The following is a 13,334-nucleotide window of genomic DNA, read 5'->3' as shown; positions in this document are numbered from 1 at the left end:
GGCTCAGCCCCCCTTGCCCGCGCCGGCCGGATTGCGCCGGCCCAGGCGGTTCCACGCCTGCACGGCCAGGCCCACCAGCCCTTCGCGGAAGAGCAGCACGCAGGCGATGAAGATGACGCCCTGCACGATCAGCACCCAGGAGCCCAGCGGCGCCAGGTAGTTCTGCAGCGTGACGAAGGTCAGCGCGCCGACGATGGGCCCCAGCAGGGTGCCGATGCCGCCCAGCAGGCTCATCAGCACCACCTCGCCCGAGGCGTGCCAGTGCACGTCGGTGAGCGAGGCCACGCCGAACACCAGCACCTTCATCGAGCCCGCCAGCCCCGCCAGCCCCGCCGACAGGGCGAAGGCCTGGAGCTTGTAGCGCGACGTGCCGTAGCCCAGCGAGCGGGCGCGCTGCTCGTTGTCGCGCACCGCGCGGATCACCTCACCGAAGGGCGACTGCAGGATGCGCACCACGAACAGGTAGGCCGCCAGGAAGACGGCGAGCACCACGTAGTACATGACCATCGAGTTGCCCAGGTCGAACAGGCCGAAGAGCCTGCCGCGGGGCACGTTCTGCAGGCCGTCCTCGCCCCCCGTGAAGCCGGCCTGCACGGCCACGAAGTACACCACCTGCGACAGCGCCAGGGTGATCATGGAGAAGTAGATGCCCTGCCGGCGGATGGCCAACGCGCCGAACACCAGCCCCAACAGCACGCCGGTGGCCGTGCCGGCCAGCAGGCCGAGCTCGGGCGTGAGCGCCCAGGCCTTCATGGCCATGCCGGTCGAATAGGCCGCCGCGCCAAAGAACGCCGCATGGCCGAAGGACAGCAGGCCGACGTAGCCCAGCAGCAGGTTGAAGGCCGCCGCGAAGAGCGCGAAGCACAGCACCTTCATCAGGAAGGTGGGGTAGAGCACCAGCGGCGCCACCAGCGCCAGGGCCAGCAGCAGCCACCAGCCCAGCACCTGGTACCGGCGCGCCAGGCGCAAGCTGACGCGGGTGGCCTCGGCCGCCACGGTGTTCTGCACCTGCAGCGGCCGGCCGAACAGGCCCGAAGGCTTGACCAGCAGCACGATGGCCATGATCACGAAGATCACGAAGTTCGACGCCTCGGGATAGACGACCTTGGTGAGCCCCTCGATCACGCCCAGGCCGAGGCCGCTCACGATGGCGCCGCCGATCGAACCCATGCCGCCGATGACCACCACCGCGAACACCACGACCACCAGGTTGGAGCCCATGAGCGGGCTGACCTGGTAGATGGGCGCGGCCACCACGCCGGCGATGGCCGCCAGCGCGACGCCCAGGGCATAGGTCAGCGTGATGTAGCGAGGAACATTGATGCCGAAGGACTTGACCGTCGCGGGGTTCTCGGTGGCGGCGCGCAGCACCGCGCCCAGCCGCGTGCGCTCCATCAGCAGCCAGACGCCCACGCACACCACCAGCGAGACGACGATGGCCCAGGTGCGGTACAGCGGCAGGAACATGAAGCCCAGGTCGATGCCGCCCAGCAGCTGCTCCGGGATGGCATAGGGCAGCCCCGACACGCCATAGGCCTGCCGGAACGCGCCCTCGATGCACAGCGCCAGCCCGAAGGTCAGCAGCAGGCCGTAGAGGTGATCCATCTTGTAGGTGCGCGCGATGATGGTCTTCTCCAGCACCACGGCGAGCACGGCCATGATGAGCGGCGCCAGCACCAGCGCCCCCCAGTAGCCGATGCCCAGGTAATTCAGCAGCATCCAGGCGATGAAGGCGCCGGCCGTGTACTGCGCACCGTGTGCGAAGTTGATGATGTTGAGCAGCCCGAAGATGACGGCCAGGCCGATGGACAGCGTGGCGTAGAAGGCGCCGTTGATCAGCCCCAGCAGCAGCTGGCTCAGCAGCGCGGAGGACGGAATCCCGAAGATGTCGAACATGGTGTGATTTCCTGCTGCTGCGTCAGACGCCGAGCTGGCGCCGGATGCGCTCCGGCTGCGCCGCGGCTTCGGCGGCGTTCAGGTGATCGACCACGATGCCGTGGTCCATGATGTAGAGGCGGTCCGCCACCGAAGAGGCGAAGTGGAAGTTCTGCTCCACCAGCACGATGGTGAAACCGCGCTGCTTGAGGGCACGGATGGCGGTGGCGATCTGCTTGACGATCACGGGCGCCAGGCCCTCGGTGGGCTCGTCCAGCAGCAGCATGCGCGCGCCGGTGCGCAGGATGCGGCCGATGGCCAGCATCTGCTGCTCGCCGCCCGACAGATTGCCGCCGGTGCTGCCGGCGCGCTCCTTCAGGTTGGGAAAGAGCGCATGGATCTCGTCGACGCCCAGGCCGCCAGGCGCGAGCACCGGCGGCAGCATCAGGTTCTCGGTCACCGTCAGGCTGCGGAACACGGCCCGTTCTTCCGGGCAGTAGGCCAGACCCAGGCGCGGGATGCGGTGGTCGGCCATCGCGATGGTCTCGGTGCCGTCGAACACGATGGAGCCGGTGCGCCGCTCGATCATGCCCATCAGGGCGCGCAGCGTGGTCGTCTTGCCGGCGCCGTTGCGCCCGAGGATGGTCACCAGTTCGCCCTGGCGCACTTCGAGGTTCACGCCCTGCAGGATGTGCGACTCGCCATACCAGGCGTGCAGGTTGCTGACCTGGAGCATCATGCGGCCTCCTGCGCGGGTTCGACGCCCATGTAGGCGGTGATGACGCGCTCGTCGGTCGAGACGCGCTGGTAGTCGCCTTCGGCCAGGATGCTGCCCCGCGCCAGCACGGTGATCGTGTGGCACAGCTCCGAGACCACCGACAGGTTGTGCTCCACCATGAGCACGGTGCGATGGGCCGACACGCGCCGGATCAGCGCGGTGATGCGGGCGACATCTTCCTGGCCCAGGCCGGCCATGGGTTCGTCGAGCAGCAGCATGCGCGGGTCCAGCGCCAGCGTCATCGCGATCTCGAGCGCGCGCTTGCGGCCATAGGGCAGTTGCGCGGCGCGGGTGTTGGCATCGGCCTCCAGCCCGACCTCGCCCAGCAGCCGCACGGCCTCACCGTCCAGATGGCTCATGGCGCGGGCCGGTCGCCAGAACTGCGGGCCCAGGCCGGGGCGCTGCAGCAGCGCGACGCGCACGTTCTGCAGGGCCGTGAGGCCCAGGAACACGGCCGAGATCTGGAAGGAGCGGACCATTCCCAGCCGCGCGACCGCCTCCTGCTGCAACCGGGTGACGTCGCGACCGAAATAGGCGATGCGGCCGGCATCGGGCTGCAGCACCTTGGTCAGCAGGTTGAAGCAGGTGGTCTTGCCGGCCCCGTTGGGACCGATCAGCGCGTGGATGGTGCCCTCGCGCACGGTCAGCGACACGTTGTCGACGGCCTTGAAGCCGCCGAAGCGCTTGGTGAGGCCCTCGCAGGCGAGGGCGATGCGTTCAGCCATGCGGTCTCCTCACATGCGGGCGAGCATGCCGCCGTCGATGGCCACCACCTGGCCGTTGATGAAGGCACCGCCCCGGCCGGCAAAGGCCACGACCAGCGGCGCGATGTCTTCGGGCTCGGCCCAGCGGCCGGCGGGTACGGCCTGCTCGATGAAGGCCTGGAAGTCTTCGCGGGCCTGCAGCGCCGACGTGAAGCGCGTCTTGACGAAGCCGGGTGCCAGCGCATTGCAGGTGATGCCGTGGGGGCCGTACTCGACGGCGATGGCCCGCGTGAGGGCGGCCAGTGCGCCCTTGGCCGTGGCATAGGCCGCGATGCCCGGCATGGTGGCCTGGCCCGCCACCGACGACATGTTGACCACCGTGCCGCGGCCGGCCGCCACCATGCCCGGCAGCACGGCGTGGCAGCAGTTGAAGGCGCCTTCCACATGCACCGCCTGGATCTGCTTCCACTCGTCGAGGGACATCTCGACCAGCGGCTTGCGGTTCTGGTTGCCGGCGTTGTTGACCAGGATGTCGGGGGCCCAGCCCGTCGTCTGCAGCTGCGCGACTTCGGCATGCACGGCATCGCTGTCGGTCACGCTGAAGACGGCACCGCGGGCCTCGATGCCCGTGGCCTCCAGCTGCGCGACGGCGGCAGCGCAGGCGTCGGCGGCCAGGTCGTTGACCACGACGCGGGCGCCCGCGCCCCCGAGGCTGCGCGCAATGGCGAAGCCCAGGCCCGAGGCCGCGCCGCTCACCAGCGCGGTGCGGCCGGCAAGGCCGAAGGTCTCGGCCAGAAAGGCTGAATTCAAGCTTGTCTCCTTGTTCGATGGCGGCAGCCAGGTGCCGCACGCATGGCGTTGCGCCATGTGCTGAATAAATAAAAGTCTCGTTTCATGAGACTTGACACGATTTCTACTATACGAAAGAATTTTTCGGCCATCCAAGCTTTCGACCTCCGGGGAAACCCGGCCCATCCATCCAAGGAGACATCCGTCATGGCGCTAGAAACACCCGGCGAGGCCGGGGCCCATCTGCTCGGCCCGCTGGCCTCCCATTACCTCGATGTGGAGGCACTGCCGTGGAAGCCGACGCAGGTGCCCGGCATCGACATCAAGGTGCTCGTGCAGGACAAGGAGACGGGGCTGCTCACGGCCCTCTTCCGCTGGCAGCCGGGCACGGAGCTGCCCATGCACGAGCATGTGGAGATCGAGCAGAGCTACATCCTCGAAGGCTCCATCGTGGATGCCGAGGGCGAGGCGCGGGCCGGCGGCTATGTCTGGCGACCGCGCGGCAATCGCCACGTGGCCCGGTCGCCCCACGGCGCGCTGGTGCTCTCGTTCTTCCTCAAGCCCAACGTGTTCATCGACCAGTTCGCCGGCCAGAAGCTGGAATAGCGCGGACGACTGCCGCCTTGCATCCCATACCGACAACAGGAGACAACCCATGAAGAAGCATCCCACCCTCGCCTGCGCCGCCGCGGGCCTGCTGAGCCTGGCCGTGGCCGGCGCCGCCCATGCGCAGACGGTGTCCAACGACGTCGTCAAGATCGGCCTGCTGAACGACCAGTCGGGCCTGTTTGCCGACATGTCGGGCAAGATGTCCATCGAGGCCGTGAAGATGGCCATCGACGACTTCGGCGGCAAGGTGCTGGGCAAGCCGATCCAGATCGTGTCGGCCGACCACCAGAACAAGGTCGACATCGGCCTGGCCATCGCCCGCAAGTGGTACGAGCAGGAAGGCGTGGACATGATCCTGGACGTGCCCAACTCGGCCATCGCGCTGGGCGTGCAGGAGCTGACCAGGCAGATGAACCGCGTGGCCATCTTCACCAGCCCCGGCACCTCCGACCTCACCGGCAAGGCCTGCTCGCCCAATGGCGTGCACTGGACCTACGACACCTATGCCTATGCCTCCGGCGCAGCGTCGGGCGTGATGGCCGAGGGCGGCAAGAGCTGGTTCTTCATCACCTCCGACTACGCCTTCGGCCATGCCCTGGAGCGCGACGCCTCCGCCGTCGTCAAGGCGCAGGGCGGGCAGGTGCTCGGGGCCATCCGGCACCCCATCGGCAGCTCGGATTTCTCGTCCTATCTGGTGCAGGCCCAGGCCAGCAAGGCGCAGGTGATCGGCCTGGCCAACGGCAGCGCCGACACCATCAACACCATGAAGCAGGCACGCGAGTTCGGCATCGGCACCGGCAAGCAGCGCATCGCGGCGCTCTACATGGGCATCAACGACGTGCACAGCATGGGCCTGGCCATCGGCCAGGACATCAACCTGGTGGAGGCCTTCTACTGGGACCAGAGCCCCGAGAGCCGCCAATGGTCCGAGCGCTTCTACAAGGTCGCGGGCCGCATGCCTTCGGGCGTGCAGGCCAGCAACTATGCGGCCACGCTGCACTACCTCAAGGCCGTGCAGGCGGCCGGCACCGACGAGGCCGGCGCGGTCATGAAGAAGATGCACGAGATGAAGATCAACGACCTGATGACCAAGGACGGCACCATCCGCGAGGACGGCCGCGTGATGCGCGACCTGTACCTCTACAAGATCAAGAAGCCGTCCGAGTCCAAGCGCCCCTGGGACTACTACACGGTGGTGCGCACCATCCCCGCGCAGCAGGCCTTCAAGGCGCCGGACCCGGCCTGCCCGCTGGTCAGGAAGTAAGCCGGAACACACAGCGGCCGGCATGCGCGCGGGCCTGCCCGCAAGGGCCCGCGCGATAAACTGCCGCCGCACCTGGAGAGCCCCGTCCCCGATGTCCCACAGCGATCCTGACGAGTCCACCGACGCTGGCGGCGCCCGCGGCAATGGCACGCCCGATGGCAGCCTGGACAAGATGCTCAGCATCCTGAACCTCTTCACCGAGGACAACAGCGCCATCACCCAGGAGGGCATCGTGGCGCACATCGGCTGCTCGCGCGCCACGGCCTATCGCTACCTGAAGTCGCTGTCCACCGCGGGCCTGATCAGCCCGGTGCACGGCGGCGCGTATGTGGTCGGCTCGCGCATCATCGAGCTAGATCGCCTGCTGCGCCTGCGTGATCCGATCCTGCTGGCCGCCCGGGAGGTGATGGCCACGCTGGCCAGAGAGCAGAAGGTCAACGTCATGCTGTGCGCCTATTACGGCGACAAGGTGATGTGCGCCGACACCGAGTGGCCCGACACCAGCTACACCTCCAGCTACGAGCGCGGCAAGCCGATGCCGATGTTCCTGGGCGCGACGGCCAAGGCCATCCTGGCCCACCTCACGCCCTACCAGCTGCGCAACCTGATGCTGTGGCACCCCGCGGAGATCCGGGCGGCAGGTCTGGGCGACAACTGGGACGAGTTCCGCGCCAACATGCGCCGCGTGCGCAAGGAGGGCGTGGTCGTCTCGCACGGCGAGATCGACAAGGGCCTGATCGGCGTGGGTGCACCCATCTTCAGCGCCGAGCAGAAGGTGCTGGGCAGCCTGGTGGCCATCGTGCCGGCCAAGGGCCGGGCGGCCAGCGCGACGGCACTCGAACGCCTGCGCGGTGCGGTGCAGCAGGCTGCGCAGGCCCTCACGGACAAGTTGCGCGCCGGGCAGCGCGATGCTCCGCCCGCGCGCGCCTCGCGGCCTCGGCGCATCGAGGGCTGACCGCGCGGCCCGCGGCGCGGGCCGGGCCGATCAACCCTTCTTGCCGGGTGCAGCGGCACTGTCGCGCTCGTGCTCGAAGATGCTGGCCGTGCGCCGGTAGTGCTCCGCCAGCAGCGTCCGTGCCTGTTCCAGCTCGCCCTGCATGACGGCGTCGAAGATGGCGCGGTGCTCGTCGTGCTCGTTGCGTCGTTTGTAGGCTACGCGGGCGGCGAGCTGGCGGAAGCGGTAGGCCTGGTCGTAGAGCTGCTCGCAGAAGCCCAGCAAAAGTGAGGAGCCGCAGCCCGCCAGCAGGGCGCGATGGAAGGCCCGGTGCTGGCGCTCCCACTCCGGGTTCTCGGCATACGCGTCGTCGGAGATCGACCGGGGCGTGCGCGACAGGCGATGGAAGGCCAGCACCAGCGGCTCCTCCCACTCCGGTCCGCGGCGGGCGAAGGCCTGGCCGATGGCCAGCGACTCCACCGCGACGCGGGTGTTCACGAGGTCTTCCAGCTGGGCCTGCGTGGCTTGGGCCACCGCGAAGCCACGCTGGTCGTTGTGCACCACCCATTCCTCGCTGGCCAGGCGGTTGAGTGCCTCCCGCAGCGGACTCGCGCCCACCTGGTAGCGCTCGCGCAGCTCGTGCATCAGCAGCTTGCGCCCGGGCTGCCAGTGGCCAGCCAGCACGTCGGCACGCAGGCGCTCGTAGGTCTGGCGCGCCAGCGTGGGCGACGAGGCGTCGGCGACAGCCCCGGGCACTGGGAAAATCCCTGAATCCATTTTTATCGACAAAACATCCTCTAGATACTTAATATCGCCAAACACCAGTGAACAAGGGTTTGTCGAAATTATGTCCAGATATGCGCGCGTGACGCCACCAGGGCGCCCCACCCAATGGGCCGTGGAGCGCGGAGGCGAGTTGTGGGGCCTGGGTGACCAGGTGCCCGCCGGAGTGCACGACACGGCCTGGCTCGACCTGCTGGCCCATGGCCTGAGCGCCCGGCAACTCGGGCAGGCCGAGCCGTTGGCGCCCGAGTCGGTCCGCTGGGAGCTGCCGGTCGCGCGCCCGGGCAAGGTGATCTGCCTGGGCCTGAACTACGCCGCCCATGCCGCCGAGGGCGGCAACGCGGCGCCCGAGTACCCCAGCTTCTTCATGCGCGGTGCCAGTTCGCTGATCGCCCATGGCGCGCCGCTGGTGCGGCCGCGCGTGTCCGACAAGCTGGACTTCGAGGCCGAACTTGCGGTGGTGATCGGCCGCCGCGCACGGCACCTCACCGAAGCGGATGCCCTGTCGGCCGTGGCGGGCTATGCCTGCTTCAACGACGGCACGCTGCGCGACTACCAGCGCCGCACGGCCCAATGGACCATCGGCAAGAACTTCGACGGCACCGGCGGCTTCGGCCCCTGGCTGGTGCCGGCAGCCGACCTGCCGCCCGGCGCGGCGGGCCTGAAGGTCGAGTCGCGCCTGAACGGCCGCGTGATGCAGAGCGACGACACCGGCCACATGATCGTGACGGTGGCCCGGGCGCTGGTGCTGCTGAGCGAGGTGCTCACGCTGGAGCCGGGCGACGTCATCGCCATGGGCACGCCCTCGGGCGTGGGCTATGCGCGCACGCCGCCGGTGTGGATGCAGCCGGGCGATCGCATCGAGATCGAGATCGAGGGCGTGGGCCTGCTGGCCAACCCCGTGGTGCAGGAGGAAGTCTGAGATGGAACCCGTCATCACCCGCCTGCCCGACGACTTCCGCTGGCCGGGCGGCCACCGGCTCGCCGTCATCTTCAACATCGCCTACGAGGCCTGGTCGGACGGCCAGGCGCCGGGCATCGGACCGATGGGCAATGTGCTCAAGCCGGGCTTCTTCGACACCAATGCGCATTCCTGGGCGAGCTTCGGCCTGGTGCGCGGCATCCACCGCCTGCTGGGCATTGCGCAGAAGCACGGCGTGCGCACCAGCGTGATGGTCAATGGCGTGATCTGCGAGCGCGACCCGGCCACGGTGCGCAAGCTGGCCGAACTGGGCCACGAGGTCATCAACCACTCGTGGGGCATGGACGTGATCCCGGTCTACTTTGACGAGGCCGGCGAGCGCGCCAACCTCGCCCGCAATCACGAGCTGCTCACGGCCACGGCCGGCGTGGCGCCCCTCGGCTGGATCAGCCCGCGCGGCACCGGCAGCCCCATCAGCTCGCGCCTGCTGGCCGAGGCGGGCTACCTGCACCACGGCGACGTCAACGACGACGACCGGCCCTATGTGATGGACTTCGGCGGCAGGCGCATCGTGGGCATTCCGCTCACCATGGACGTGAACGACCTGCCCACCTGCATCCGCTACGGCCAGGGGCCGCGGCACATGCTGGAGACCTTCGAGGACACCTTCGCCGCCATGCGCGCCGAGCCGGTGCCGCTGATGTTGGACGTGACGGCCCACACGCACGTGATGGGCCGGCCCTCCGGCGCCTGGGTCTACGACGAGATCATGGCCCGCGTGAAGCAGGCCGGCGACGTGTGGATCTGCACCCGCGAGGAGATGGCGCGGCACGTGCTCGCTTCCGTCTGAGCCACCGGGCTGCCGGGCAGCCCACCGGTCCGAGCCGTCGCAGAAGCGGCCGGGCCATTTCCCAGGAGACAAAGACATGGCATCCAAGCTCTGGCGGCGCCTGCTGCCGGCCCTCGCCCTCGCGGCGCTGCCGCTGGCGGCGCCGGCGCAGGACAAGTGGCCCACGCGTCCGGTGCGCTTCGTGGTCGCCTTTGCGCCGGCCGGCCCGGCGGACATCATTGCCCGGCTGCTGGCGCATCGGCTGGCTCAGCCGCTGGGCCAGAGCGTGGTGGTGGAGAACAAGCCCGGCGCCGGCGGCAGCGTGGCCTCGGCGCTGGTCGCGCGGGCCGAGCCCGATGGGTACACGCTGCTGATCAACACCAGCTCCTATGCCGTCAACCCGTCGATGCAGCGGCAGCTGGGCTTCGACCCCAAGGGCGACCTCACGCTCGCGGCATTGGTCGCGGCCAGCCCCAACCTGATCGTCACGGCGCCCAACCTCAAGGCCCGCACGCTGCAGGAGGTGGTGGCCGACGCCAAGGGCGGCAGCTACAACTACGGCACGGCCGGTGCCGGCACCACACCGCACCTCACCGCCGAGTACCTGTTCAAGGTGCTGGCCAAGGTGCCGGTCACGCATGTGCCCTACCAGGGCGCGGCGCCGGCGCTCAACGCCGCGATGAGCGGCCAGACGCAGCTGGCCAGCGTGGCGCTGCCCGCGGCGGTGGAGCTGGTCAAGTCCGGCCGCGTGCATGGGCTGGTGGTGACGGGCGCGCAACGCTCGCCGGCCCTGCCGGAGGTGCCGACCGTGGCGGAGTCGGGCTTTCCCGGCTTCGAGGACGTGACCTGGGTCGGCGTCTTCGCGCCGGCCAAGACGCCGCCTGCCGTGTTGCAGCGGATCAACGACGAGGTGGCGCGCCTGCAGAAGGACCCGGAATTCCTGGCCCGCCTCGCCGCCACCGGCTTCGAGCCCATGGGCGGCAACCTGGAGGCCGTGCGCGGCTACCTGGACCGCGAGCTGGACAAGTGGGCGCGCGTGGTGCGCGAAACCGGCGCACTGCCGAACTGACGCTTCGACGCACGCGTCCGAGCTTCACAAGAGAGGAGACATCGCCATGATCCATCGCCGGCACTGCCTGGCCACGCTGGGTGCGCTCGCTGCGGCCCCGTTCACGTCCGCCTTCGCGCAGGGCGCCTACCCCAACCGGGCGATCAAGCTGCTGGTGCCTTTTTCGGCCGGCGGCAGTCCAGACCTGCTGGCCCGCGTCATTGGCACCCAGCTCGGCCAGCAGATGGGTCAGGCCGTGTTGGTGGACAACCGCCTGGGCGCCAACGGCATCGTGGCCGCGGAGGCCGTGGCCCGCTCCGCGCCCGATGGCTACACGCTGCTGGTGACCACCGGTTCGCAGGCCATCAACCCGAGCATCTACAAGAGCCTGCCCTACGACACGCTGGCCGACTTCGCGCCGGTCACGCTGTTCACCATCGCACCGGCGCTGACGCTGGTGGTGGCGCCCGACTCGCCGTACAGGAACTTCGGCCAGTTCCTGGAGGCGGCGCGCAAGCCCGATGCCCAGATCACCTACGGCTCGCCCGGCAACGGCAACACCCTGCACCTGGCCGGCGAGCTGCTCAACGAGACGGCCGGCACCCGCATGCTGCATGTGCCCTACAAGGGCGCGGCACCGGCACTCAATGCGGTGATGAGCAAGGAGGTGACGGCCTGCTTCCTCAGCACCGCCGCGGCCACGATGGCGGTGAAGGCCGGGCAGGTCCGGCCGCTGGCCGTCACCAGTGCCAAGCGCATCGCGGCCTTTCCGGACGTGCCCGCCATGGCCGAGAGCGGCGTCGCAGGCATGGACTACAACGGCGGCTGGGTCGGCCTGTTCGCGCCCGGCAAGACGCCCGAGGCCGTGGTACAGAAGCTGGCCGCCGAAGTGCAGCGCGCCATGCAGGTGCCGCAGGTCAAGGACAAGATGGTCGGCTGGGACAGTCCGCCCGCCACGCTGAGCACGCAGGAGTTCGCTGTCTTCTTCCGCCAGGAGATGGACAAATTCGCCCGCATCGTCAAACAGGCCAACGTGCCGCTGCAGTAAGAAAAGGAGCCCGAGGAGGATGAGCGCCATGCCCAATCTGGAAACCCGCACCACCGTCGAGAACGGCCTGGTGTTCATGCGTGACGTGGCCGTGGCCATGTCCGACGGCGTGACCTTGCGCGCCAACGTGTTCCGCCCCGAGGCGCCCGGCCGCTATCCGGTGGTGATGGCCATGGGCGCCTACGGCAAGGACGTGCACTTCGAAGACGCCTTCAACCCGCAGTGGCAGGTGCTCAAGCGCATCTACCCGGGCCTGGACACCGAGGGAAGCACCGGCCGCTACCTGCGCTGGGAAGTGGTGGACCCGGAACGCTGGGTGCCCGAAGGCTTCGTGGTCATCCAGGTCGACTCGCGCGGCACCGGCCGGTCTGAGGGCTACCTGGACCCTTTCGGCCCGGTGGAGACGCGCGACTTCTACGAATGGATCGAATGGGCCGGCACGCAGCCGTGGAGCAACGGCAAGGTGGGGCTCATCGGCGTGTCGTACCTGGCCATCAAGCAGTGGCAGGTCGCGGCTTTGCGGCCACCGCACTTGGCGGCCATCGTGCCGTGGGAGGGCTCCAGCGAGTTCTACCGCGACGGCGGGCACCACGGCGGCATCCTGAGCAACAGCTTCACCTTCGAATGGTGGCCGCGCCAGGTGCTGGCCAACCAGTACGGCAGTGGCAAGAGCACGCACCGCGACCGGCTCACGGGCGAGCGCACCACTGGCCCCGCGCTGTCGGACGAGCTGCTGGAAGGCAGCCGCGCCGACCATCCCAACGACCGCCTCTCGCACCCGCTGGACGACGCCTGGAACCAGGCGCGTGCCGCCAACCTGCCGGCCATCGAGGTTCCGCTGCTGTCCGCCGCCAACTGGGGCGGCCCGGGCATGCACCTGCGTGGCAACTTCGAAGGCTGGCTGCGTGCCGGGTCGCGGCAGAAGTGGCTCTTCGCGCACATCGGCACGCACTACGAAAGCTTCTACCTGCCGCACTACGTGGCCATCCAGCAGCGCTTCTTCAAGCACTTCCTGGCGGGCGAGGACAACGGCTGGGACCGCGAGCCGCCTGTGCAACTCGCCATCCGTCATGCCGATGGCACGGCCGAGATGCGAACGGAGCAGGAATGGCCGCTCGCGTGCACCGCCTGGACGCCCTTCCACCTGGACGCCGCCGACGGCTCGCTGGGCGACGTGCCGCCGCGCGGCGCCGGCCGGGCCAGTTTCGAAGCCATGGGCGAAGGCCTGAGCTTTTCGACCGCGCCCTTCGCGCAGGACACCGAGTTCACCGGCCCGGCCGTGCTGCGGCTGTGGGTCTCGTCCAGTACCACCGATGCCGACCTGTTCGTCGTACTGCGCGTCTTCGATCCGGACGGGCAGGAGATGAGCTACGTGGGCGCGCATGAACGCGTGCCCATGGCCATGGGCTGGCTGCGTGCCTCTCACCGCAAGCTGGACCCGGCGCGCAGCCTGCCCTGGCGGCCCTGGCATGCCCATGACGAGGTGCAGGAGCTCGTGCCCGGCGAGGCCTATCCGGTGGAGGTGGAGATCTGGCCCACCTGCCTGGTCTTTCCCAAGGGGTGGCGTCTTGTGCTCACGGTGCAGGGCCACGATTTCATCGTGACCCCGCCCGGTCGCATGCGCCACGACCATCCCGAGGACCGGCCTGTGGCGGAGTTCGGCGGCGTGACCACGGTCCTCACGGGTGGCGACCACGACAGCCGACTGCTGATGCCGCTGATTCCGGCGCGACGCTAGGGCCGCGAGGCTT

13 protein-coding genes are annotated in these 13,334 nt (G+C 69.1%); 8 read left to right on the top strand and 5 right to left on the bottom strand.

Features of this window, described 5'->3' with window-relative positions; genetic code table 11:
- Nucleotides 1–3 precede the first annotated feature (3 nt).
- From KBC94_RS16405 to KBC94_RS16390, 4 genes are read right to left on the bottom strand one after another with little or no spacing between them, the layout of a single operon-like run.
- A complete protein-coding gene (locus KBC94_RS16405) occupies nucleotides 4–1,896 on the bottom strand; it encodes an ABC transporter permease (protein ID WP_294372310.1) in 1,893 nt (630 codons plus the stop codon).
- A gap of 22 nt (nucleotides 1,897–1,918) precedes the next feature.
- On the bottom strand, nucleotides 1,919–2,611 hold the full coding sequence (locus KBC94_RS16400) for an ABC transporter ATP-binding protein (RefSeq protein ID WP_294372414.1): 693 nt from the start codon (nucleotides 2,609–2,611) through the stop codon (nucleotides 1,919–1,921).
- Nucleotides 2,611–3,378 (bottom strand): ABC transporter ATP-binding protein, encoded by a 768-nt coding sequence (locus tag KBC94_RS16395; RefSeq protein ID WP_294372307.1) that lies wholly within the window; start codon nucleotides 3,376–3,378, stop codon nucleotides 2,611–2,613. The genes KBC94_RS16400 and KBC94_RS16395 overlap by 1 nt, the downstream gene beginning before the upstream one ends.
- A gap of 9 nt (nucleotides 3,379–3,387) precedes the next feature.
- Nucleotides 3,388–4,167 (bottom strand): SDR family oxidoreductase, encoded by a 780-nt coding sequence (locus tag KBC94_RS16390; protein WP_294372304.1) that lies wholly within the window; start codon nucleotides 4,165–4,167, stop codon nucleotides 3,388–3,390.
- A 186-nt stretch (nucleotides 4,168–4,353) separates the two neighbouring features.
- On the opposite strand from KBC94_RS16390, the gene KBC94_RS16385 reads away from it, so the two are divergent.
- From KBC94_RS16385 to KBC94_RS16375, 3 genes are all read left to right on the top strand, one after another.
- Nucleotides 4,354–4,752, top strand: coding sequence for a cupin domain-containing protein (locus KBC94_RS16385; protein ID WP_017759469.1), 399 nt, complete (start codon nucleotides 4,354–4,356; stop codon nucleotides 4,750–4,752).
- 49 nt (nucleotides 4,753–4,801) lie between these two features.
- A complete protein-coding gene (locus KBC94_RS16380; protein ID WP_294372300.1) occupies nucleotides 4,802–6,019 on the top strand; it encodes an ABC transporter substrate-binding protein in 1,218 nt (405 codons plus the stop codon).
- A 91-nt stretch (nucleotides 6,020–6,110) separates the two neighbouring features.
- A complete protein-coding gene (locus tag KBC94_RS16375) occupies nucleotides 6,111–6,974 on the top strand; it encodes an IclR family transcriptional regulator C-terminal domain-containing protein (protein ID WP_294372298.1) in 864 nt (287 codons plus the stop codon).
- Between the two features lie 30 nt (nucleotides 6,975–7,004).
- Here the strand turns inward: KBC94_RS16375 and KBC94_RS16370 are convergent, their stop codons facing one another.
- A complete protein-coding gene (locus tag KBC94_RS16370; RefSeq protein WP_294372295.1) occupies nucleotides 7,005–7,709 on the bottom strand; it encodes an FCD domain-containing protein in 705 nt (234 codons plus the stop codon).
- 91 nt (nucleotides 7,710–7,800) lie between these two features.
- On the opposite strand from KBC94_RS16370, the gene KBC94_RS16365 reads away from it, so the two are divergent.
- The 5 genes from KBC94_RS16365 to KBC94_RS16345 all read left to right on the top strand — a co-directional run bounded on the left by KBC94_RS16365 (nucleotide 7,801) and on the right by KBC94_RS16345 (nucleotide 13,321).
- A complete protein-coding gene (locus KBC94_RS16365) occupies nucleotides 7,801–8,658 on the top strand; it encodes a fumarylacetoacetate hydrolase family protein (RefSeq protein WP_294372292.1) in 858 nt (285 codons plus the stop codon).
- A gap of 1 nt (nucleotide 8,659) precedes the next feature.
- On the top strand, nucleotides 8,660–9,508 hold the full coding sequence (locus KBC94_RS16360) for a polysaccharide deacetylase family protein (RefSeq protein ID WP_294372290.1): 849 nt from the start codon (nucleotides 8,660–8,662) through the stop codon (nucleotides 9,506–9,508).
- A gap of 76 nt (nucleotides 9,509–9,584) precedes the next feature.
- Nucleotides 9,585–10,556: a tripartite tricarboxylate transporter substrate binding protein gene (locus tag KBC94_RS16355; RefSeq protein ID WP_294372288.1), complete on the top strand. Its 972-nt coding sequence runs from the start codon at nucleotides 9,585–9,587 to the stop codon at nucleotides 10,554–10,556.
- Nucleotides 10,557–10,602: 46 nt separating this feature from the next.
- A complete protein-coding gene (locus tag KBC94_RS16350) occupies nucleotides 10,603–11,583 on the top strand; it encodes a tripartite tricarboxylate transporter substrate binding protein (RefSeq protein ID WP_294372286.1) in 981 nt (326 codons plus the stop codon).
- 28 nt (nucleotides 11,584–11,611) lie between these two features.
- Nucleotides 11,612–13,321: a CocE/NonD family hydrolase gene (locus KBC94_RS16345; RefSeq protein WP_294372284.1), complete on the top strand. Its 1,710-nt coding sequence runs from the start codon at nucleotides 11,612–11,614 to the stop codon at nucleotides 13,319–13,321.
- Nucleotides 13,322–13,334: the final 13 nt, after the last annotated feature.

Origin of the sequence: Pseudacidovorax sp. (assembly GCF_017991995.1) — a bacterium.
Taxonomy (GTDB): domain Bacteria; phylum Pseudomonadota; class Gammaproteobacteria; order Burkholderiales; family Burkholderiaceae_C; genus Xenophilus.
This window is presented reverse-complemented; position numbering and strand designations above follow the sequence as displayed.

Coding starts and splice junctions, on each gene's coding strand:
- KBC94_RS16405 (WP_294372310.1), bottom strand. CDS start 1,896: ATGTTCGACATCTTCGGGATTCCGTCCTCCGCGCTGCTGAGCCAGCTG.
- KBC94_RS16400 (WP_294372414.1), bottom strand. CDS start 2,611: ATGCTCCAGGTCAGCAACCTGCACGCCTGGTATGGCGAGTCGCACATC.
- KBC94_RS16395 (WP_294372307.1), bottom strand. CDS start 3,378: ATGGCTGAACGCATCGCCCTCGCCTGCGAGGGCCTCACCAAGCGCTTC.
- KBC94_RS16385 (WP_017759469.1), top strand. CDS start 4,354: ATGGCGCTAGAAACACCCGGCGAGGCCGGGGCCCATCTGCTCGGCCCG.
- KBC94_RS16380 (WP_294372300.1), top strand. CDS start 4,802: ATGAAGAAGCATCCCACCCTCGCCTGCGCCGCCGCGGGCCTGCTGAGC.
- KBC94_RS16375 (WP_294372298.1), top strand. CDS start 6,111: ATGTCCCACAGCGATCCTGACGAGTCCACCGACGCTGGCGGCGCCCGC.
- KBC94_RS16365 (WP_294372292.1), top strand. CDS start 7,801: ATGTCCAGATATGCGCGCGTGACGCCACCAGGGCGCCCCACCCAATGG.
- KBC94_RS16360 (WP_294372290.1), top strand. CDS start 8,660: ATGGAACCCGTCATCACCCGCCTGCCCGACGACTTCCGCTGGCCGGGC.
- KBC94_RS16355 (WP_294372288.1), top strand. CDS start 9,585: ATGGCATCCAAGCTCTGGCGGCGCCTGCTGCCGGCCCTCGCCCTCGCG.
- KBC94_RS16350 (WP_294372286.1), top strand. CDS start 10,603: ATGATCCATCGCCGGCACTGCCTGGCCACGCTGGGTGCGCTCGCTGCG.
- KBC94_RS16345 (WP_294372284.1), top strand. CDS start 11,612: ATGCCCAATCTGGAAACCCGCACCACCGTCGAGAACGGCCTGGTGTTC.